Below are 20,689 nucleotides of genomic sequence, written 5' to 3' on the forward strand. Positions count from 1 at the left end.
CCCCTGGCGGTCTCGGCGCACGGCATGGGTCGAGTTGTATAGTCAAAAAAGTGAGTAAGGCGTCCCGGGGGGGGCGTCGACGAAGACGGAGGCCTCATGTCGGACGGCACGTTTCTGCGGTACGTCGCCCTGGGTGACAGCCAGACCGAAGGGGTCGGCGACGGCGACGACACCGTCGGCCTGCGCGGCTGGGCGGACCGGCTCGCCGAGCTGCTCGCCCGTGACGAACCGGAAGTGCGGTACGCCAACCTCGCCGTACGCGGCCGGCTCGCCGGACAGGTGCGTGCCGAGCAGCTGGCCCCGGCGCTCGCGCTGCGGCCGGATCTGGCCACGGTCGTCGCGGGGGTCAACGACCTGCTGCGGCCGGGCTTCGACGCGGAGGAGACGGCCGGGCACCTGGAGGCGATGTTCGCGGCCCTGGCCGCCCAGGGCGCCCGGGTCGCGACCCTCACGTTCCCCGACGTCGGCCGGCTGATCCCGGCGGCCCGGCCGCTCGGGTCCCGGGTGCGGGACCTCAACGACCTCATCCGGGAGGCCGCGCGCCGACACGGCGTCACGGTCGCCGAGGCCGCGCAGCACCCGGTCGTCACCGACCCCCGGATGTGGGCCGTCGACCGGCTGCACGCCAGCTCGCTCGGCCACGAGCGGATCGCCGCCGCGGTCGCCCACGCCCTCGACCTGCCCGGCAGCGACGACTCCTGGTCCCGGCCGCTGCCCCCGCTCCCTCCGCTCACGGGCCTGCGTGCGGCGGGCGCCGAAGTGCGCTGGGTCGGCACCTTCCTCGGCCCCTGGCTGGGCCGCCGCCTCCGCGGCCGTTCGTCGGGCGACGGCCGCCGGGCCAAGCGTCCGGAGCTGTCGCCGGTGACGGCGATCCCCGGCCGGTTGTCGCCGGTCGAGGAGGGGCGCGGGTAGCCAGCGAGTCGGGTCAGGTGTTCCGGCCTCCCGCCGCACGGGCGCTGTGGGCGGGCTGTCTGCGGATGGTGGAGCGGACCCTCCCCAGGGGGAGGCCGGTGAGGGTGGCGGAGTGCTCCGGGCTGTAGCCGAGTGCGGCGAGCGTGCCGAGTTCTTCGCGCAGCGCTCCGGCCGGACAGCAGGGGGCTCCGTTGCTCGCGTGCAGGCGGTCGTTGAGGACGATCCATGCGGTGTGTGCGGGACTTGGTGAGCGGAGCACGGTCGGCCAGGCGCCACGCAGGGTGGTGAACGTCTGCTCCACCGCCTCGTCCGCCCGGCGCGGATGAAGCCGTGCCCGGGCGTAGGTGAGGTAGTCGGCGTGGTGCAGGGTGCGGAACGCCTCGAAGGACAGCGGCATGGCCGCGTGGCGCCTGTTGATGGTCATGATGGACGCGGAGATCACTTCTGCCCCCGTGGGTGGATGTGGGTCAGCCGAACGCTGCTGCCTGCAGAGCCGAGGTGGTGGAGGGTGGGCTTGCGGCCTGCCAGAGCGGCCGGAACTCGGCGGGGCTTCCCCTGAGAGCCATGATGATCTTGGCGGTGGTCTCCCAGTCGGGTATGCGTGTGCAGTTGAGGGCGAGCGAGATCTCTCGGATGCTCGGCTTCGTGCCCGTGCTCACGGCCCGCTTGATGTCCCAGAGGTCGGGCCTGTCGGCCGCGAGGTAGAGGGCGCGGAGCGCGGTGTGGAGTTGGGCCCTGGCCTCGTCCGGGTCTTCCGGGACGGGCTCCTGCTGGTGGTCGGGGGTGCGCTGGGCCGCCTCCCAGAGGGCGCGCATTTCGAGCGATCTTCCCTCGCAGGTCTCGACGAACGCCTCGACGATCGGCCAGGACGGTCGACGGGTGCCGGCGAGGATCCGGGAGACGTAGGACGGGGAGACGCCGATTCTCGATGCGGTGTCCTTGATGGTGAGACCGGTGGAGCGCTGGAGGGAGACCATCGCGGCGGCGAACTGCTCGCCGGGGGTCTGGGCGGGAGGGAGGGGGGCGCAGCCGGCGCGGTCCGCGGCGTCGGGGCGGCCGCTCGCCGCCTGGCGGTCCCGACGTGCCTCGCGGGCCCGGGTGAGCCGGCGGCTGACCTTGTCCTGGGTCCACTTCTTGCGGTAGCTCTCGGCCCCGGATCCGGCGGCCTCCGCGATCTGCATCCAGGAGTCGCCCCGGGCGCGGCCGCGCGCCACGACGGCGGCTTCGACGTCCTTGAGGAACCTGTAGTGGTCGTTGACCTGTCCCATGAGGTCGTCGGTGTCCTCGCCGCCGTGCACTGCGGCGAGAAGGGTGGTGGCGGACAGCTGGAGGTCTTCCGCGGTCGCCCCCAGGTCCTCGTTGTACCGGGTGAGGTCCGGAGGTTCGGCGGAGGAGCTGCGCGCGGCTGCGCGGCATGCCGGGGAGCAGAACGTGTTGGGGCGTCCTCGTCTGACGGCGTACTGGAAGTCGTTGCCGCAGTGGGTGCACTGCCGTGTCTGCTGCCGGGGAGAGCCGGACGGCATGAGAGTGCCTCTTTCGGGGTGTGCGAGGGAATTAGAGAGGGCGGACCGGTCACGGATGGCCCGCTGCGCGGAAAACTCCGGCAGCGGGCCGCGGAGCGACTCGGCCGTCGGACCTCGGGCTCACGGGGCGAGCCGTCGGGCGTCCGACGTGGGGGGTGGCGAATTTCCGCGCGATCTTCAGGAACGGCGAACGCGCTTGTAGACCACCCTGGTCCCCGCGCACAAAACAGAAATAGCTATGGCCAAAGCTCCGAGCACCGCCGGATCCTGAACCTCCGCGATCAAGACGATCGGAAGAACGGGGAGGGCGAGAAATACGCTCCCACGTGCCGTGACCGTCAAGTCATCCCAGCGACGCGTTTCCCCTGCATAAAGCGGGGTCATGATAGCGTCGGCACCTGACTCCAGCACCCATAACGGGCGCAGGTGGCGATTACGGTCGTAAGGCATGAATTTATCCCTCCGAGGGTGCAGTTCGGCACTGTGCGGTCGCGATCGAGGTAGTTGAGCAAGGACCCTGGCTCTGGTTTGACGGCCCGCCAGGGTCCTTGCCGTACCGGCGCTTTGCCAGTGAGCCGAGACCCTAACCCCCGATTACTCCACGGCGCCACGCGCGCCGGGGGTTATGGCCGCATGCGCCCGTCCAGTGCACACAAATCCTTGCTCTCACCCCAGAGCGCTTTTGACCCATCAATTCGGGCATCTTTCGCTAAGGCCGATCAACTGTGATCGCTGCATGCTCAAAAGCGGTCGAGATCTTTAAGTCTTCGGAATGTCGAGCGGGGAAAAGCTGGCGATGTTCCCCGAAAAACGTGCGCGTAACCCTGCTTCGACCGCTGCGGGCGTGCCCCGCGCCAGCGTCCGCCACCCCGCGCCAGAGCACGTGCACCGGATCACGCGCCCCGCAGAGCCGGACGACATGGCCCATCGGGCCAGCTCACACGTCACCCGTGGCAATCGGATGCGGCGTCGCACACGCCATCGACCCTCTGTCGACGGTCGTCGGCCTCCGTCGCGGTGCCTGCTCGCCTGCGGGGTGATCACCTGCGGGGTGATCGCCGGAGCGGATCGCCGAGGCGCGGCGCCCGACGCTCGGTGCGCGCTCAAGATCGATGGCGCAGGGCGGCCTCGGCGGGTCGTGTCGGTGTGCGTGGCGCGCTTGACACTAAAATCGAACATCCATTCTGATGGAGGTCCGGCCCCGGGAAAACAGGGCTTGTCGGCGGCTCGTCGGCGAGTTGTCCACAGGTCGGAGGGGACGTCGGGGCCCATTGTCAGTGGCAGGGGTTAGCGTCTTTCACATGAAGCGATCGACTCAAGCAAACCGGGTGGAACCCATGGCAGGAACCGACCGCGAGAAGGCGCTCGACGCCGCGCTCGCACAGATTGAACGCCAATTCGGCAAGGGCGCCGTGATGCGCATGGGTGACCGCGTCCAGGAGCCGATCGAGGTGATCTCCACCGGATCGACCGCGCTCGACATCGCGCTCGGCGTCGGCGGCCTGCCTCGCGGCCGCGTTGTGGAGGTCTACGGACCGGAGTCCTCCGGTAAGACGACCCTGACGCTGCACGCCGTGGCCAACGCCCAGAAGGCCGGCGGCCAGGTCGCCTTCGTGGACGCCGAGCACGCCCTCGACCCCGAGTACGCCAAGAAGCTGGGCGTCGACATCGACAACCTCATCCTGTCCCAGCCGGACAGCGGCGAGCAGGCCCTTGAGATCGTCGACATGCTGGTCCGCTCCGGCGCCCTCGACCTGATCGTCATCGACTCCGTCGCCGCGCTCGTCCCGCGTGCGGAGATCGAGGGCGAGATGGGCGACTCGCACGTGGGTCTGCAGGCCCGTCTGATGAGCCAGGCGCTCCGGAAGATCACCGGCGCGCTCAACCAGTCCAAGACCACCGCGATCTTCATCAACCAGCTCCGCGAGAAGATCGGCGTGATGTTCGGCTCGCCGGAGACCACGACCGGTGGCCGCGCCCTGAAGTTCTACGCCTCGGTGCGCCTCGACATCCGTCGCATCGAGACCCTCAAGGACGGCACGGACGCGGTCGGCAACCGCACCCGCGTCAAGGTCGTCAAGAACAAGGTCGCGCCCCCCTTCAAGCAGGCCGAGTTCGACATCCTCTACGGCCAGGGCATCAGCCGCGAGGGCGGCCTGATCGACATGGGCGTGGAGCACGGCTTCGTGCGCAAGGCAGGCGCCTGGTACACGTACGAGGGCGACCAGCTCGGCCAGGGCAAGGAGAACGCCCGTAACTTCCTGAAGGACAACCCCGACCTCGCCGACGAGATCGAGAAGAAGATCAAGGAGAAGCTCGGCGTCGGCGTCAAGCCTCAGGACCCGTCGGCGGAGCCCGCTGCAGACGCGGCGGCCGGTGCCGACGCGGCCGGCGCCGACGACGCCGCCAAGACCGTCCCGGCACCCGCGACCAAGACCGCGAAGGCGACCAAGGCCACCGCGGCCAAGAGCTGAACCGGTGACCGGTCGCACCGAATGGCCGGGTGACGGCCCCGACTCGTCGAGGGCCGAGAAGGAGCCGTCACCCCAGGATCCGGCTGAGCGGGCGCGGGCGATCTGCCTGCGCCTGCTCACCGGGACCCCCCGCACGCGCAAGCAGCTGGCCGACGCCCTGCGCAAGCGGGAGATCCCCGACGACGTGGCGGAGGAGATCCTCTCCCGCTTCGAGGACGTCGGGCTCATCGACGACGCCGCCTTCGCGGGGGCCTGGGTGGAGTCCCGCCACCATGGCCGGGGCCTCGCCCGCCGGGCCCTCGCCCGCGAGCTGCGGACGAAGGGCGTCGAGCCGGCGCTCATCCAGGAGGCGGTGGACCAGCTCGACTCCGAGCAGGAGGAGACCACGGCGCGCGAGCTTGTCGACCGCAAACTGCGCGCCACGCGAGGCCTCGACAGGGACAAGCGCCTGCGCCGCCTCGCCGGGATGCTCGCCCGCAAGGGCTACCCGGAGGGCATGGCCCTCCGCGTCGTCCGCCAGGCACTGGAGGCCGAGGGCGAGTCCACGGACGGGCTGGACGAGTCCTTCTGACCCCCGGGGGGAGGGAGAAGGACTCGTCCGGCTCCGGTCAGCCGGGGGGCGTGGGCAGCAGGACCGGGAGGCCCGCCGCCTTCCAGGCCTGGAAGCCGCCGATGAGGTCGGTCGCGCGGTGCAGACCCAGGCGGCGGAGGGAGTCGACCGCGAGGGAGGAGGCGTAGCCCTCGTTGCAGAGGACGACCACCCGCAGGTCGTGACTGTCCGCCTCCGGCGCGCGATGGCTGCCCAGCGGGTCGAGCCGCCATTCCAGCTCGTTGCGCTCCACGACCAGCGCGCCCGGGATCAGCCCGTCCCGTTGCCGCAGGGCCGCGTAACGCGTGTCCACGAGGAGCGCGTCACCCGCCTCGTACGCCTCATGGGCGGCGCGGGGCTCGATCCGGTCGATGCCCGCCCTGACCCGGTCGAGCAGCTCGTCGATGCCCACTCGCTCCGGGGCGACTTCCCCGGCCACTCGCTGCCCGCTCACTGCCAGTCCTCCGGACGCTCGACCTGCTCCAGGCGGAGCACCGCGCCCGCCCGGCTGAACCGCCGGATCAGCGGGAGCGGCGGGTAGTACGCGTGCACCGACACCGCGTGGGTGTCCTGGGACTCGTTGAGCACCTCGTGCACATGGTGGCGGCCGAAGGCCCGGCCGTCGCCCTCCGACAGCCGCCGGGAGCGGTCGAGGCCGTCGGCCAGCTCCAGGGTCTTCCAGCCGCTCGCAGGCAGCCGGACCGCGAGGGCGTTCTCCGTCAGCGCCCCGCGCGCGGTGGCGAAGGCCCCCAGCGACTCGGCGTGGTCGTGCCAGCCGGTGCCCGTACCGGGCGGCCAGCCGATGAGCCAGGCCTCACTGCCGCCGGGGCCGTCGAGCCGTACCCAGGTACGGCCCTCGGGGTCGAGCGGCAGGGAGTCGACGAGGTCCCGGTCGGCGGCCGTCCGGCGGACGAAGTCGAGGAGTTCGGCCGCCGTCGGTGCGGCGGCGGGAGGTGCGGAGACGACGGGGGAGGGCGTGGGGACAGGCTGGGGCACGGATGACCGTCCTGGAGTTCGCGAGGAGCGCGCGACGGCACCGGGCACACGGACGGAACGTCAGTGGCGGGGCGCGCGCGGGGAAGGGGGCGAAGTCAGCAGGACGGGCGACACATGCAGCCCGCATAGCGGACGAGGTCCATGTGGACCCTCCGCCACAGGCGCACATCGGTGTCGGTCACGCTCCGGAGTACACCATGCGCGCCCGCGCGGAATCAATGCATGTCCACCGTGTGGTCGGTTTCGGCGGACACGGACATCTCCGCGGAGACCTCGGCGGGAACTCCGGCGGACGCCTCGCTCCCGGGCTTCTCCCCGGCCTTCTCTCCGGCCTTCGCCCCCGTCTTCTTCCCAGCCTTCTCCACGGACTTCCCCACGGATTTCTCCATCGACTTCTCCGTGGACTTCTCCGTGGTCCCCTCGGTCGGCGCGTCGGCGGTGGCGGACCCGCCGCGGGCCGCGTCGGCCGCCGCGTACAGCTCCTCCGGACGGACTCCGGCGAAGGAGGCGACGAGGTGCCCGTCGGGCCGGACGAGCAGGACGGCGTGGGCCGGGGCACCCGGATACGCCTCGGTGACCAGGACCTCGGCCTTCGCCGGGAGGGCGCGTACGGCCTCTTCGAGCCGGGGCATCACACCGGCCGTCCGCCAGTGGCGACGGTCCCACACGCCGGTGCCGGGGGCGACGAGCAGGACCAGGAGCCGGCCCTGACCGAGCCGGTCCCGGAGCCGTACGGTCGTGCCGTCCGGGGCGGTGACCCGGACGTCCTCGACCGGAGCGCCCGTCGGCGTGCCCACCGGGGTCTGCCCCTCGGCGCTCGGAGGCGCGAGAGGGGAGTGCGGATACGCGGGGGGCGCGCCGAGCGGACCGCGCCCCACGTGTCCGTCGGTCAGCAGGGCGTCGTGGACGCGCGCCGCCCCGAGGAGGTACGTCCGCAGGCCACCGCCGCCGCGCAGGGCCGGCAGGGACTGGTCGGCCGCGCGCAGCCGGGAGGCGACGGCCGTCCGGCGCTCGCTCTGGTAGCTGTCGAGCAGCCGCTCAGAGGCGCCGTGGTGCCAGGTGTGGGCGAGCTTCCAGGCGAGGTTGTCCACGTCCCGGAGCCCCTCGTCGAGGCCCTGGGTGCCGACCGCGCCGAGCAGGTGCGCCGCGTCCCCGGCGAGCAGCACCCGGTCGACCCGCCAGCGCCGGGCGAGCCGGTGGTGCAGGGTGTGGACGCCGGTGTCGATGAGTTCGTACGGGGGAGTCACCCCGTCGCACCAGCCCGCCAGGGTCTCGCGGATGCGGGTGACCAGCGCGTCCGGGGTGACGAGCTCGCCGCGGGGCGGGAGCAGCCAGTCGATCCGCCACACCCCGTCGGGCAGCGGACGGGCGGCGATCTCCTCCCCGGCGCCGCGCCACGGGGGCTGACGGTGCAGCAGGGCCTCGCCGGGCCAGGGAAGTTCGGTGCGCAGGGCGGCGACCGCGTGCCGCTCCACCGCCGTACGGCCGGGGAAGCGGATGCCGAGCAGCTTGCGCACGGTGGACCGGGCCCCGTCGCAGCCGACGAGGTGGCTGCCGCGCCACCAGGTGCCCTCCGGGCCCCGGGTGTGGGCGACGACCCCGTCCCGGTCCTGCTCGATCGTGTCGAGCCGGGCCTCGGTGACCAGCCGGACGAGCTTCTGCCGGCCGATCGCGTCCCGCAGCCCGCGCGCCAGGGCATGCTGCGGGATGTGCAGGGGGGCGGCCGGAACGGAGGGGGCGTTCGGGTCCTCCGCCCATTCCTCCGTGCCGCTGAGCCCCAGGTCGAGCGGGGTGTGGCGGACCAGCTGGCGGCGGCGCACACTGCGCCAGCCGACCCAGCGCACGCCCTCGTCGCGGAGGGTGGTGCAGCCGAGGCGCTCGACCATCGCGGCCATGTCGGCGCGCAGGACGGCGGACCGCGCGGGGCGCGGTTCCTCCTTGCCGGAGCCCTCGTCGAGGACGACGCTGGGCACGCCCTGCGCGGCGAGCGCGAGGGAGAGCGCGAGGCCGACCGGCCCAGCGCCCACGATGATCACCGGGTCCACGGCGCGGCTCCTGAAGGCCGGACGGTCATGAGGGCAGCACAGCTGAGTGTGGCACGAGCCCGGTGGTTGATCACAGACCGTATGCAACCCACTGAGGGTGCTTGCGTCAAGCGACGGGGTGGGCGCGGTGCGGTTGACATGAAGTCAGTACCGCTCCGGCCCACCCCTGTTGTCCCGGGGACCCCGTCGGGGTCAGGCGCTGCTGACGCTCTTCGTCTCTGCGTCGGTGGGGCCGGCCTGGGCCGGGAGCGCCACCGCGGCGGACTTCTTACCCTGTCGCAGTCGCTTCTCCAGCCAGCCGGCGCAGCTGGTCAAGGCGAAGTTGATGGCGATGAAGATCAGCGCGATGACCGTCAGGGCGGCGATCGTGTTGGCGCCGTAGTTGGCCGTGATGTTTCGGCCCTCGGTGAGCAGTTCCGCGAAGCCGAGCATGGCGCCGCCGAGCGCGGTGTCCTTGACGATCACGACGAGCTGGCTGACCAGGGCGGGGAGCATGACGGTCACGGCCTGCGGCAGCAGGACGTAGAGCATGGTCTGGCTCTTGCGCATGCCGAGCGCCTCGGCCGCGTCGCCCTGGCCCCGGGGCAGCGAGAGCACGCCGGCCCGGACGACCTCGGCGATCACCGAGGCGTTGTACAGCACCAGACCGGTGACGACCGCGTACAACGGGCGGAAGTCGGAGCTCACTGTCGTGAACTGCCGGTAGATCTGGTTCGCGAAAATCATCAGGAGCAGGACCGGGATGGCCCGGAAGAACTCCACGAGCGCGCCGGTCGACACCCGTACCCAGCGGTGGTCGGAGAGCCGGCCGATGCCGAGGAGGGCACCGAGCGGCAGCGCGATCAGGATGGAGAGCGCGGCGGCCTTGAGGGTCTCGGTCAGGCCGGGCAGCAGGTACGTCGTCCAGACCCGGGAGTCGGTGACGAACGGCGTCCACTTCTCGGCCGCCAGCTGGTTCTTGTCGGCCATGGCGGACAGGACCCACCACGCCACCAGGCCGAGGACCGCCAGGAAGACGATCGTGTACACGACGTTCCGCCGCTTCGCGCGGGGCCCTGGAGTGTCGTACAGGAAGGAAGTCATCGCTTCACCGCCAGGCGCTTTGCAGCCCACCCCAGGAGCAGGCCGGTGGGGAGAGTGAGGACCATGAAGCCGAAGGCGAAGACGGCGAAGACGGCGAAGAGCGCGTCGGCCTCGAACTCGATCATCTTCTTCATCAGGCTGGCCGCCTCGGCGGCGCTGATCGCGGCCGCGACGGTGGTGTTCTTGGTGAGGGCGATCAGGACGTTGGCGAGCGGGGTCACCGCGCTGCGGAAGGCCTGCGGGAGCACCACCAGGGTGAGGACCTGGAAGAAGCTCAGTCCCAGCGCGCGGGCGGCCTCGGCCTGACCGGGCGGCACGGTGTTGATGCCGGAGCGCAGCGCCTCGCAGACGAAGGTGCCGGTGTACGCGACGAGTCCGAGTATCGCGAGTCGGAAGCCGATGTCCTCGGAGCCCTTCCCGCCGAGCGAGACGAGAAGTGTCTGGTTCAGGCACATCAAGCAGGCGACGATGACCACCGTCAGCGGAGTGTTCCGGACGACGTTGACGTACACGGTGCCGAAGGCCCGCATCATCGGGACCGGGCTGACCCGCATCGTGACCAGGGCGGTGCCCCAGATCAGCGAGCCGATCGCCGAGAAGAAGGTGAGTTTCGCCGTCACCCAGAAGGCGCCGAGCAGGTCGTACTGCCCGGAATCAAGAAAGTCGAACACGATGCCCCGCGCTCTCCCCTGGTGGTCGGTCGGTGTGGAGGCCGGTGCGTGGGCAGCGGCCGGTGCCGGTGTGACGGCCGCCCCCTGGCGGGGCGGCCGTCACAGCCGAGGCGGGGTCAGGTCAGTTCTCGACCTTGGGCGCGGGCTCGTACTTGTAGCCCGAGGGGCCGAAGTGCTCCTTGACGAGCTTCTCCCAGGTGCCGTCGGAGACCATCTTCTCCAGCGCCTTGTTGATCTTGCCGCGCAGCTCGTCGTCGCCCTTCTTGACGCCGATGCCGTACTTCTCGTCGCTCATCCGGAGACCGGCGAGCTTGAACTTGCCCGCGTGGTCCTTCTGCGAGGCGTAGCCCGCGAGGATGGAGTCGTCGGTGGTCAGGGCGTCGACGGCCTTGTTCTCCAGGCCGGTCAGGCACTCGGAGTAGCCGCCGAGCTGCTGGAGGTCGGCCTTCGGGGCCAGCTTCTCCTTGACGTTCTGCGCGGAGGTCGAGCCGGTGACCGAGCAGAGCTTCTTGGAGTTGAGGTCCTCGACCTTGGTGATCGAGCTGTCGTCGGCGCGCACGAGCAGGTCCTGGTGGGCCAGGAAGTACGGACCGGCGAAGTCGACCTCCTTCTTGCGCTTGTCGTTGATCGAGTAGCTGGCGACGACGAACTTGACGTCACCGTTCTTGATCAGGTTCTCGCGCTCGGCGCTGGGCGCCTGCTTGAAGTTGATCTTGTCCTCGGCGAAGCCGAGCTCCTTGGCGACGTAACGGGCGACGTCGACGTCGAAGCCGGCGTACTTGCCGTCCGGGGTCTTCAGGCCGAGGCCCGGCTGGTCGAACTTGATGCCGACGTTGATCTTGTCGCCGTTGCTGCCGGAGTCGGACCCGGTGCCACAGGCGGTGGCGGTCAGCGCGAGGACGACGGCGGCCGCGGCGGCGGCGGAGGTGCTGCGAAGCTTCATGGTGGAACGTCCCTTGAGTAGGCGTGAGTTGGGAAGAATAGGTCCGAACTCGCTCAGTGGTGAAGGATCTTGGAGAGGAAGTCCTTGGCCCGGTCGCTGCGCGGGTTGCTGAAGAACTCCTCGGGCGACGCCTGCTCGACGATGCGTCCGTCGGCCATGAAGACGACCCGGTTGGCCGCGGAGCGGGCGAAGCCCATCTCGTGCGTGACGACGACCATCGTCATGCCGTCCCGGGCGAGCTGCTGCATGACCTCGAGGACCTCGTTGATCATCTCGGGGTCGAGCGCGGAGGTCGGCTCGTCGAACAGCATGACCTTCGGGTCCATCGCGAGCGCGCGGGCGATCGCCACACGCTGCTGCTGACCACCGGAGAGCTGCGCCGGGTACTTGTCCGCCTGGGTGCCCACCCCGACCCGGTCGAGCAGAGCGCGGGCCTTGGCCTCGGCGGCCTTCTTCTCCGTCTTGCGGACCTTGATCTGGCCCAGCATCACGTTCTCGAGCACCGTCTTGTGCGCGAAGAGGTTGAACGACTGGAAGACCATGCCGACATCGGACCGCAGCCGGGCGAGCTCCTTGCCCTCCGCGGGCAGCGGCTTGCCGTCGATGGTGATGGTGCCGGAGTCGATGCTCTCCAGTCGGTTGATCGTTCGGCACAGCGTCGACTTGCCGGACCCCGAAGGTCCGATGACGACCACGACTTCGCCGCGGGTGATCGTCAGGTCGACGTCCTGGAGGACGTGCAACGCGCCGAAGTGCTTGTTGACCTCGGACAGGACGACCAGGTCGTCCGCGCTGCGCGTGGCGCCCTCGGGACCCTTGGACACTGACACTCCGCTCATGGGCCTCTTGCTCCGTCCTGCTCGGTTGGGGAGGACACTAGAGACCCGATGAGACGACCGTCATCACATCTGAGCGGAAATTGAGGATAACGATCCGGTCGCAACCCGACACACTGCGTGAAGGCGACGCCTTGGGCGTACCGGGTGGATAACAGAAACGTCGGTGTAACAGGGGAAGACTTGACTGTGAAGCCGACGATCGGCGTTCATGCCCTGGTGCCACCTGGTACACAGAGAGCCGAGAAAACACCCGAGAGATCACGGAGGAGGTACGCATGCGACTGCTGCTCGTGGAGGACGACGATCACGTCGCCGCCGCCCTCTCCGCCATCCTGGCCCGGCACGGCTTCACCGTCACCCACGCCCGCAACGGCGAAGAGGCGCTCCAGGCCGTCCTGCCCACCGCGCAGGGCGAGCGGCCCTCGTACGGGGTGATCCTGCTCGACCTCGGCCTCCCCGACCAGGACGGCTACCAGGTCTGCGGCCGCATCCGGAAGCTCACCGCCACCCCGGTGATCATGGTGACGGCCCGCGGTGACGTACGCTCCCGGATCCACGGCCTCAATCTCGGCGCCGACGACTACGTCGTCAAGCCCTACGACACCGGCGAACTCCTCGCCCGTATCCACGCGGTGAGCCGGCGCAACGCCGGCACCGAGGAGGCGGCGGGCACCGCCGGAGCCGCCGACGGCACCCAGCTGCGGCTCGGCTCCGTCACCATCGAGCTGCCCACCCGACGGGTCAGCGTCGACGGCGAAGCCGTCGCCCTCACCCGCAAGGAGTTCGACCTGCTCGCGCTCCTCGCCCAGCGCCCGGGGGTCGTCTTCCGCCGCGAACAGATCATCAGCGAGGTCTGGCGCACCAGTTGGGAGGGGACCGGCCGCACCTTGGAGGTGCACGTCGCCTCCCTGCGATCCAAGCTGCGGATGCCCGCCCTGATCGAGACCGTGCGGGGCGTCGGCTACCGCCTGGTCGCCCCCGCCGCGTAACCCCCGGCCGGCCCACCCGTGCGCACTCGACTCCTCCCCCTGCTCATCATCCTGATGGCCGGGGTCCTGCTCGCCCTCGGCTTCCCGCTCGCCGCCAGCCTCGCCGCCTCGGAGCAGCAGCGGGTCGTCGTCGACCGGCTCGACGACGCCGCGCGTTTTGCCGCCCTCGCCCAGTTCGTCAGCGAGAGCAGCCCCGGCACCGACGAGCGGCGCACCACGCTCAACGGCGAACTCGCCAGCTACCACGACGTGTACGGCATCCGTGCCGGCATCTTCTTCCGCGACAACCGCTCCATGGCCGCCGCCCCCGAGGACTGGATCGTGCCGGACGAGGGCGAGGGCCGCCGCGCGTTCCGGGAGGCGCTGCTCGGGCGCCGCAGCCACGACCCGCCGCAGGTCTGGCCCTGGCAGGCCCACGCGCGGCTCACCATCGCCTCACCGGTCGTGCGGGACGGTGACGTCGTCGCCGTCGTCGTCACCGACTCGCCCACCGGACAGCTCCGCTCCCGCATCCTGCGCGGCTGGCTGCTGATCTTCGCGGGCGAGGCGGCCGCGATGCTGGTCGCCGTCGGCGCCGCCTTCCGCCTCACCGGCTGGGTCCTCCGGCCGGTCCGCATCCTCGACTCCGTCACCCACGACATCGCCACCGGGCGGATGAACTCCCGGGTCGCCGCGACCGGCGGGCCGCCCGAACTGCGACGGCTGGCCCTGTCGTTCAACGAGATGGCCGACAACGTCGAGGACGCGCTCGAACAGCAGCGGGCCTTCGTCGCCGACGCCTCCCACCAGTTGCGCAACCCGCTGGCCGCGCTGCTGCTGCGGATCGAGCTCCTCGCCCTCGAACTCCCCGAGGGCAACGAGGAGATCGCCTCCGTACGGACCGAGGGCAAGCGGCTCGCGCAGGTCCTCGACGACCTCCTCGACCTGGCGCTCGCCGAGCACGTGGCCGCGGAGCTGCGGCTCACCGACGTCGGCTCGCTCGCGGCGGAGCGGGTCGCGTCCTGGCGGCCGGTCGCCGACGACAAGGGCGTCCTGCTGACCGGGGAGTGCGGGGCGGTCACGGGGTGGGCGGACCCGGTGGCCCTGTCCAGCGCGCTCGACGCGGTGATCGACAACGCCCTGAAGTTCACGCCGCCGGGGGAGGAGGTCACGGTCACCGTCTCGGTGCCCCCGGGCGGGGCGAGCGTCGCCGTCGTCGTGGCCGACCAGGGGCCCGGCCTCACCGAGGACGAGCTCGTCCGTGTCGGCGACCGCTTCTGGCGCTCCGGCCGGCACCAGAACATCAACGGCTCCGGGCTCGGCCTCTCCATCACGCGCGTCCTGCTGACCGCGGGCGGCGGCGGCCTCGCCTTCGCCCCGAACGAGCCGCACGGCCTGCGGGTCACCGTCACCGTGCCGCGACACGCACCGGCGGAGCGGGACGGCCAGGTCTTCAGCGAGCGGTGGGGGCGGGGCTGAGCCTGAGGGCTTCACCGAGCGGTGGGGCGGGGCTGAGCTTCAGGGCTTCACCGAGCGGTAGTAGCGGCGGGCGCCCTCGTGGAGGGGGAGGGGTTCCGTGTAGACGGCCGTCCGCAGGTCCACCAGCTGGGCCGGGTGGACCTGGCCGCCGATCACGTCACGGCTCCTGATCACCGTACGGGTGAAGCCCTCCACCAGGTCGGGATCGGCCTCGGCCGTCGTGACCAGGAGGTTCGCCACGGCCAGCGTCTCGACCGGCCGGCCGTCCTGCGCCTTCGTGTACGCGTCGGCCGGGATCAGCGCCGAGCGGTAGTGGCGGGTCGAGTCGCCGACGTCGTGCAGCCGGTCGACCAGGGTGGCGTCCATGGGGATCAGCCGGATCTCCAGGCGCTCGGACAGGTCTTGTACGGCCTGGGTGGGCAGCCCGCCCGACCAGAAGAAGGCGTCGAGGTCGCCGCTCTCCAAGTGCCCCGGCATCGTGTTGATGCCCGCCGAGATCGCCTCCACGTCCCGTACGGGCGTGAGGCCCGCCGCCGCGAGGACCCGGTCGGCGATCAGGCGCACACCGGAGCCGTCCTGGCCGACCCCCACCCGCAGCCCGCGCAGGTCCCGAACCGTCCGGACCTTCGAGTCCTTGCGGACCACCAGCTGGACGTAGTCGTCGTACAGCCGCGCGCAGCCGCGCAGCCGCTCGAAGCCCGGCTTGCGCTCGCGCTGGTACTGGGCCACCGCGTCGGCCGTCGCGACGGTGAAGTCCGCCTCGCCCGTGGCCACGCGCGCCAGGTTCTGCTGGGATCCCTCACTGTCCGTGAGCTCTATCGACACCTCGGGGAGGTCTTCGGCGAGGGCTTGCTTGAGCAGCCCGCCGTACTTCTGGTAGACGCCGGTGGGGACACCCGTACTGAAGGTGACGGAGCCGCTCGGGACGGGAGGCCCGAAAGGAACCAGCCACCACACGAGCACCGCGCACACCGCGAGCAGCGCGGCCGACAGCGCCAGCAGGCGGCGGCGGGCGGCACGGGAGAGCGAGGCGAACATGGAGGCGATCCTGCCAGCTCACCTCCGCCGCTGGCCAGGGACGGCCGGTGTGAGGCATTCGCGCGCGAACCGGGGAGGGGGCCCGAGGCTGATCACCGCGGTGAGCCGGAGCGGCTGAAGCACCGGCTTGACGGGCGACCGGTCGGGGTCGCACTCCGCGGGCGTACCCGTGCGCTCCGCCGAAGCGGTGAGCGGCCCCCGCCCTGTGCGCCGCGCCGTGTGTCCTGCTGTGGCACCGCGGCTCGGCCGGTTAGCGTCTGCATGCGCTCGGTGATCTTGAGGGCAGTCCCCTGCCCGCCCCTGGCGTCCCCTTCCGAGCGCACCACTCACCTTCCCGTCACAGCGACGCTGCGGGACTCCGAAGCCACCTCGGTGGCGTGGGCCCCGGGGGAAGGCCCGGGTCGGTAGCGTCCCCGGGAGTGCTCCGGGGACGCTGACGGGGGACGGGGGCAAGACAGGGACGGGGAACGGGGGCAGGAACGCGGGAGCGGAGCAGGAACGGGAGCGGAGCGAGCGTAGGAGTGGGAGGGTGCAGGGCGTGGCCGATCCGGATCTGCGGAAGCTGCGCGTGCTGAGGGAACTCAGCGAACGCGGCACCGTCAGCGCCGCCGCCCAGGCGCTCCACCTCACCCCGCAGGCCGTCTCGCAGCAGATCAGCGCCCTTGGGCGCGAGCTGGGCGTCCCGCTCACCGAACCGTCCGGCCGCAGGCTGCGGCTCACGGGAGCGGCGCGGATCGTGCTCCGGCACGCCGACGCCGTCTTCACCCAGGTCGACCGGATGCGCGCGGAACTCGCCGCGCACGGCAGCGGCGACCTCGGCGAGGTCGCGGTGGCCGGCTTCTCCACCACCCTCTCCGCGCTGATCCTGCCCGCCGTGGCCCGGCTGCGGGAGACGCGGCCGCTGCTGCGCACCACGGTGGCCGAGGTCGACCCGCCGGAGAGCTTCTCCCTCCTGCACCGCGGTGAGACCGATGTCGTGGTCTCCGCGGACACCGCGCCGCCTCCCGGCCGCCCGGCGGACGAGGAGGACGGCCGGTTCGACGCGCGCTTCCACCGGATCGCGCTCTGCGAGGACCCCTTCGACATCGCCCTGCCCGAGGGACACCGTCTCCTCGACAGTCCCCGCCTCGCCCTCGGCGACCTGGCGGGGGAGACGTGGATCTTCGCCACGACGGGGATGTGCCACGACATCGGCGTCGCCGCGTGCACGGCGGCCGGATTCACCCCGCGGGCCTCCCACGCCATCGGCGACTGGGACGCGACCCTCGCGGCGGTCCGGCTCGGCCTGGGGGTCGCGCTGGTCCCCCGGACGGCCCGTCCGGCACCCCGGCCCGAGGTGACGGTGCGCGCGTTCAGCGAGGGGGCGCCCTCGCGCACGGTCTTCGCGGCGGTACGGGAGGGCAGCCAGACCTCGCCGGAGATCGCCGCGGTCCTGGACGCGCTGCGGACAGTGGCCGGGGCGGCCGTCGCCGGCTGATGGGCGCCCGTACCCCGCCCGGCCCGTACCCGCGTGACCTGTACCCGCCCGGCCCGTACCCCGCCGAGCCGTACCCGTCCGGCCCGCCCCCGCCTCCCCCGACGCTCCACGGTTCGTGGACGGTACCTTCCAGCAGGCGTTGCTGGACCCCGCCCGGACGCCGGAGCGAGGCTCGTTCCCGTACCGCGGAGAGTTCCGTACGGCCCTCCCGTCGCGCACCGCCCCACCCTTCTCCAGAGCGGGAACACCCATGTCCAGAGCCACCTCCACCCGGCTGGCCGCACTGAGTCTCGTCTGGGGCTCCGTCTTCCTGTGGATCAAGATCGCGGGGTACGGGTTCTCTCCCGTCCAGATGGTCCTGATCCGGCTCGCGCTCGGCGCCGCCGTGATCCTCGCCATCGGATACGCGAAGGGGCTCAGACTGCCCAAGGGGGCGGCGATCTGGGGGCACTTGACGGTCGCCGCACTGCTCGGGAACGCCGTGCCGTGGACCCTGTACGCCGAAGGGGAGGTCGCCGGCTCCAGCGGCGTCGCCGCCGTGGTCAACGGCAGCGCGCCCATCTGGACCCTCGCGACAGCCCTGCTGCTCGGCCAGGAGAAGAGGATCTCCGGCCGCGCCGCCGGCGGTGTGCTCGTCGGTCTCGGCGGCACCGCGCTCATCGCGTCACCGTGGAACTCCGGCTCGACCGGCAGCGGTTGGAGCATCCTCTGCTTCGTCCTCGGCTCGATCAGTTTCGGCGCGAGCTTCGCGTACACGGGCAGGTTCCTGGTGGGCCGGGGTGTTCCGCCGCTCGTGCTGGCGGGCGGCCAACTGGGCGCGGCGACCCTGCTGCTGCTCGCCGCCTTCCCCTTCCTGGGCCTCCGGGCCGTCACCTGGCGCGCCGACTCGGTGATCGCCGTCCTCGTCCTCGGCGTGGTCTGCACCGGCTTCGCCGCGCTGCTCAACTTCGAGCTGATCTTCAAGGACGGGCCCACGGTGGCCTCCACCGTGACGTACCTGATGACGGCGGTGGCGGTCGTCCTGGGCGCCTTGGTGCTGCACGAGCCGCTCGGCTGGACGGTGTGGCTCGGGGCGGTCGCGGTGCTCGCCGCCACCGGCCTGCTCCGGCGACGCGGGCCGCAACACGCCGTTCATTCAACGGGCAGAGGGCCGGTGGTAGCGTCGAAAACGGAAACGCCCGGGATTGATGGGGGAGTCGCGCGTGGCTTTCGTGGTCGAACTCGCATTCCGCGGGAGTGAGTCGGACCGGTCGGACTTCGCGGAGGCGCACCGGACGTACTGGCGGAGGATGGCGGCCCGCGGAATCCTCCTCGGAGGCGGCCCGTGGCGGGACGGCACCGGGGAGCTCCTCCTCTGCCAGGCCCACGACCGCCGGACGCTCTTACGGGTGCTCCACGCCGACCCGTACGCACGAGCCCGGGTCGTCGGGGAGCCACGCATCCGGGAGTGGAACGCGGTGCTGGGACAGGTGGCTCCCGCCCGCCCCGCGCGGCCCGTTCCGGCGCAGATCGCGGCCCTGACCCCCCACGAGCGGCGGATCGCCACGATGATGCTTGACGGTCTCACCAACAAGCAGATCGCCGCGTCCTTCACGGTGTCGACCCGGGCCGTGGAGCTGCACATCACCCGCATCTACCGCAAGCTCGACATTCGCCGCAGGGCCCAACTGGCCGCGGTCATCGGGACGTAGAGGCCAACGGGACACAGGGGCCATCGCGAACCGGCGCGAAGGCCGGCTTCGAACCGCGCATCGCGCGTCAGGACTCCAGATAGCGCAGCACGGCCAGGATCCGACGGCTGTAACCGTCCGCCCTGCGCAGGTCCAGCTTGTCGAAGACGGCGTTGAGGTACTTCTCCACCGCACTGAGAGACAGGTGCAGTTGCCGCGCGATGGCGGCGTTCGTGTAGCCCTGGGCGAGCACCTCGAGGACCTCCCGCTCGCGCGGAGTCAGTCTTGCCAGCGGATCGCTGTGCGTACTGCGGACGACCAACTGTCGTACGACCTCCGGGTCGATCGCCGCACCGCCCTCGTGGACCCGCTCCAAAGCGTCGAGGAACTCCTCGACCTGCGCCACCCGGTCCTTGAGGAGATAGCCGACCCGCTCCGCCCCCGCGGCGAGCAGCCGGGCCGCGTAACTCCGCTCGACGTGCTGCGAGAGGACCAGGACACCCGTCTCCGGCCACCGCTCGCGGATCTCCACGGCTGCCCGCAGCCCCTCGTCGGTGTGCGTCGGGGGCATCCGGATGTCGACGACCGCGACGTCCGGGCGCAGGGCCCCGACCTCCGCGACCAGGGTCACGGCGTCGCCGAACGCGGCCACGACCTCGTGACCCTCCTCGGTGAGCAGGCGGACGAGCCCCTCCCTCAGCAGGGTCGAGTCCTCGGCAAGGATCACGCGCACGGCAACTCCGCGACAAGAGTGGTGGGTCCCCCGAGGGGGCTGTCGACACGCAGGACGCCGTCGAGCGCGGCGACCCGGCTCCGCAGGCCGGTCAGCCCGCTGCCGGCCGGGTCGGCGCCGCCCCGCCCGTCGTCCTCGACCCGCAGCGTGAGCAGGGGTTCTCCGGGCGGGCCGCCGAGCGAGACGTGGACGGAGACGGAGGAGGCCGAGGCGTGCTTGGCGGCGTTCGTGACGGCCTCGGAGACCACGAAGTAGGCGGCCGTCTCCACGGGCCGGGGCAGCGGCCCGGCGGCCTCGAACCGGATGCGCAGGGGGAGGGAGCACCGCTGCGCCACCCCTCCCAGCGCCTCTTCGAGGCCCAGGCTGTCCAGCGCGGAGGGGTACACCCGCCAGGCCACGTCCCGTAGTTCGGCCAGTACGTCCCCGGCCTCGCCGTGGGCCTGGAGGAGCAGCGCGTCCGCCTGCTCCGGGTCGCGGTCCCTGCTCCGGCGTGCCCGGCCGAGCAGCATGGCGAGCGCCACGAGCCGCTGCTGCACCCCGTCGTGGAGATCGCGTTCGATGCGGCGGCGCTCGGCGTCCACGGCCTGCACGACGGCGGCCCGGCTGACGGCGAGTTCGTCGATCCGGCGCCGCAGCAGCTCGCTCTCGGACGGCCCGAAGCACTCACGGGCGAGCCGGGCGTCCAGCGCGGCCAGCGCGTACAGGCCCTGGACGTCGAGGAAGAGCAGGACGCCGCCGAGGAGCAGTTGTGCGAGCAGCTCCGCCCAGCCGAGCGTGCCGCGCACGACACCTCCGACGAGCAGCCCCGCCAGGACGGCGCCGAAGCCGAGGAGCCCGACGACGATCCCGTACACCAGGCCCGTCCAGCTCCGGACCGCGAGATAGCGCAGCAGTCGCCGGTCGGAGACGGTGTACGGGTCGGGGAAGCGGTCTCCGAAGAAGGCGGAGCGGCGGCGGCGTTCGAGCGCGGCGAGGCGCCGCGCGCCGGCCGTCAGGACCTCACGGGCCCGCGGCCGGGTGCGGGGCCACAGCAGGAAGGGCCCGAGGACGACACCGGCGACCAGGAAGAACAGGACGCCGAGCAGGGCCGTCGGGCAACCGAGGAGGGACCCGGCCACACGGCGGGCCGCCGATCCGGTCACCGTGCCCTCGCCCTCGCCCTCGCCCTCGCCCTCGCTCTCGCCCCTCGGCTCGTCCCCTCGCACGCTTCCCGAGGCTAGTGCCGGTCCCGGACCCGTACAAGATCGTT

The 20,689-nt window shown here is 71.6% G+C and carries 21 protein-coding genes; 8 read left to right on the forward strand and 13 right to left on the reverse strand.

Features of this window, described 5'->3' with window-relative positions; translation table 11 throughout:
• Window positions 1-96: 96 nt before the first annotated feature.
• The gene (locus tag SGA01_RS08205) at window positions 97-912 is read left to right on the forward strand and encodes an SGNH/GDSL hydrolase family protein (RefSeq protein ID WP_141294800.1); all 816 of its coding nucleotides are present in this window, start codon (window positions 97-99) and stop codon (window positions 910-912) included.
• Between the two features lie 13 nt (window positions 913-925).
• Here SGA01_RS08205 and SGA01_RS08210 read toward each other — a convergent pair whose 3' ends face one another.
• Both SGA01_RS08210 and SGA01_RS08215 read right to left on the reverse strand, forming a co-directional pair.
• Window positions 926-1,336 (reverse strand): hypothetical protein, encoded by a 411-nt coding sequence (locus tag SGA01_RS08210; RefSeq protein ID WP_141294802.1) that lies wholly within the window; start codon window positions 1,334-1,336, stop codon window positions 926-928.
• A 43-nt stretch (window positions 1,337-1,379) separates the two neighbouring features.
• Entirely contained in the window at window positions 1,380-2,435 is a 1,056-nt protein-coding gene (locus SGA01_RS08215; protein WP_141294804.1) for a helix-turn-helix domain-containing protein, read from the reverse strand.
• Window positions 2,436-3,772: 1,337 nt separating this feature from the next.
• Between SGA01_RS08215 and recA the strand changes: the two genes are divergently transcribed.
• Window positions 3,773-4,909 (forward strand): recombinase RecA, encoded by a 1,137-nt coding sequence (gene recA, locus SGA01_RS08220; protein ID WP_141294806.1) that lies wholly within the window; start codon window positions 3,773-3,775, stop codon window positions 4,907-4,909.
• 4 nt (window positions 4,910-4,913) lie between these two features.
• A complete protein-coding gene (gene recX / locus SGA01_RS08225) occupies window positions 4,914-5,480 on the forward strand; it encodes a recombination regulator RecX (RefSeq protein WP_141294808.1) in 567 nt (188 codons plus the stop codon).
• A gap of 37 nt (window positions 5,481-5,517) precedes the next feature.
• Here recX and SGA01_RS08230 read toward each other — a convergent pair whose 3' ends face one another.
• From SGA01_RS08230 to SGA01_RS08260, 8 genes are all read right to left on the reverse strand, one after another.
• On the reverse strand, window positions 5,518-5,958 hold the full coding sequence (locus SGA01_RS08230) for a rhodanese-like domain-containing protein (protein WP_174867238.1): 441 nt from the start codon (window positions 5,956-5,958) through the stop codon (window positions 5,518-5,520).
• On the reverse strand, window positions 5,949-6,494 hold the full coding sequence (locus tag SGA01_RS08235; RefSeq protein ID WP_141294810.1) for a cupin domain-containing protein: 546 nt from the start codon (window positions 6,492-6,494) through the stop codon (window positions 5,949-5,951). The genes SGA01_RS08230 and SGA01_RS08235 overlap by 10 nt, the downstream gene beginning before the upstream one ends.
• A 95-nt stretch (window positions 6,495-6,589) precedes the next feature.
• Window positions 6,590-6,676 (reverse strand): putative leader peptide, encoded by an 87-nt coding sequence (locus tag SGA01_RS42805; RefSeq protein WP_358477332.1) that lies wholly within the window; start codon window positions 6,674-6,676, stop codon window positions 6,590-6,592.
• A gap of 33 nt (window positions 6,677-6,709) precedes the next feature.
• A complete protein-coding gene (locus SGA01_RS08240; protein ID WP_229917970.1) occupies window positions 6,710-8,539 on the reverse strand; it encodes an FAD-dependent monooxygenase in 1,830 nt (609 codons plus the stop codon).
• A gap of 192 nt (window positions 8,540-8,731) precedes the next feature.
• A complete protein-coding gene (locus SGA01_RS08245) occupies window positions 8,732-9,622 on the reverse strand; it encodes an amino acid ABC transporter permease (RefSeq protein ID WP_141294812.1) in 891 nt (296 codons plus the stop codon).
• A complete protein-coding gene (locus SGA01_RS08250) occupies window positions 9,619-10,293 on the reverse strand; it encodes an amino acid ABC transporter permease (protein WP_141294814.1) in 675 nt (224 codons plus the stop codon). The genes SGA01_RS08245 and SGA01_RS08250 overlap by 4 nt, the downstream gene beginning before the upstream one ends.
• Before the next feature lie 121 nt (window positions 10,294-10,414).
• Window positions 10,415-11,236: a glutamate ABC transporter substrate-binding protein gene (locus SGA01_RS08255; protein ID WP_141294816.1), complete on the reverse strand. Its 822-nt coding sequence runs from the start codon at window positions 11,234-11,236 to the stop codon at window positions 10,415-10,417.
• Window positions 11,237-11,289: 53 nt separating this feature from the next.
• Window positions 11,290-12,075 carry an amino acid ABC transporter ATP-binding protein gene (locus SGA01_RS08260; protein WP_141294818.1) on the reverse strand — a complete coding sequence of 262 codons (786 nt, stop codon included), beginning with the start codon at window positions 12,073-12,075 and terminating at the stop codon, window positions 11,290-11,292.
• A 275-nt stretch (window positions 12,076-12,350) separates the two neighbouring features.
• Here SGA01_RS08260 and SGA01_RS08265 point away from each other — a divergent pair, with 275 nt between their 5' ends.
• Window positions 12,351-13,064, forward strand: a complete 714-nt coding sequence (locus tag SGA01_RS08265; protein ID WP_055640999.1) for a response regulator transcription factor — start codon at window positions 12,351-12,353, stop codon at window positions 13,062-13,064.
• Between the two features lie 18 nt (window positions 13,065-13,082).
• Window positions 13,083-14,522, forward strand: a complete 1,440-nt coding sequence (locus SGA01_RS08270) for a sensor histidine kinase (RefSeq protein ID WP_141294820.1) — start codon at window positions 13,083-13,085, stop codon at window positions 14,520-14,522.
• Between the two features lie 39 nt (window positions 14,523-14,561).
• Here the strand turns inward: SGA01_RS08270 and SGA01_RS08275 are convergent, their stop codons facing one another.
• Window positions 14,562-15,560, reverse strand: coding sequence for a TAXI family TRAP transporter solute-binding subunit (locus SGA01_RS08275; RefSeq protein WP_141294822.1), 999 nt, complete (start codon window positions 15,558-15,560; stop codon window positions 14,562-14,564).
• Window positions 15,561-16,098: 538 nt separating this feature from the next.
• On the opposite strand from SGA01_RS08275, the gene SGA01_RS08280 reads away from it, so the two are divergent.
• The 3 genes from SGA01_RS08280 (at window position 16,099) to SGA01_RS08290 (ending at window position 18,728) form a co-directional block, all read left to right on the forward strand.
• Window positions 16,099-17,037, forward strand: coding sequence for a LysR family transcriptional regulator (locus SGA01_RS08280; RefSeq protein WP_167534047.1), 939 nt, complete (start codon window positions 16,099-16,101; stop codon window positions 17,035-17,037).
• 250 nt (window positions 17,038-17,287) lie between these two features.
• Entirely contained in the window at window positions 17,288-18,277 is a 990-nt protein-coding gene (locus SGA01_RS08285) for a DMT family transporter (protein ID WP_141294826.1), read from the forward strand.
• Window positions 18,240-18,728, forward strand: coding sequence for a LuxR C-terminal-related transcriptional regulator (locus tag SGA01_RS08290; protein WP_229917972.1), 489 nt, complete (start codon window positions 18,240-18,242; stop codon window positions 18,726-18,728). Before SGA01_RS08285 ends, SGA01_RS08290 begins: the two co-directional genes overlap by 38 nt.
• Before the next feature lie 67 nt (window positions 18,729-18,795).
• Here SGA01_RS08290 and SGA01_RS08295 read toward each other — a convergent pair whose 3' ends face one another.
• Window positions 18,796-19,431: a response regulator transcription factor gene (locus tag SGA01_RS08295; protein ID WP_141295333.1), complete on the reverse strand. Its 636-nt coding sequence runs from the start codon at window positions 19,429-19,431 to the stop codon at window positions 18,796-18,798.
• On the reverse strand, window positions 19,431-20,582 hold the full coding sequence (locus SGA01_RS08300) for a sensor histidine kinase (RefSeq protein WP_141295336.1): 1,152 nt from the start codon (window positions 20,580-20,582) through the stop codon (window positions 19,431-19,433). Before SGA01_RS08300 ends, SGA01_RS08295 begins: the two co-directional genes overlap by 1 nt.
• Window positions 20,583-20,689: the final 107 nt, after the last annotated feature.

The sequence above is a fragment of the Streptomyces gardneri genome (assembly GCF_006539185.1).
Classification (GTDB): Bacteria; Actinomycetota; Actinomycetes; order Streptomycetales; family Streptomycetaceae; genus Streptomyces; species Streptomyces gardneri.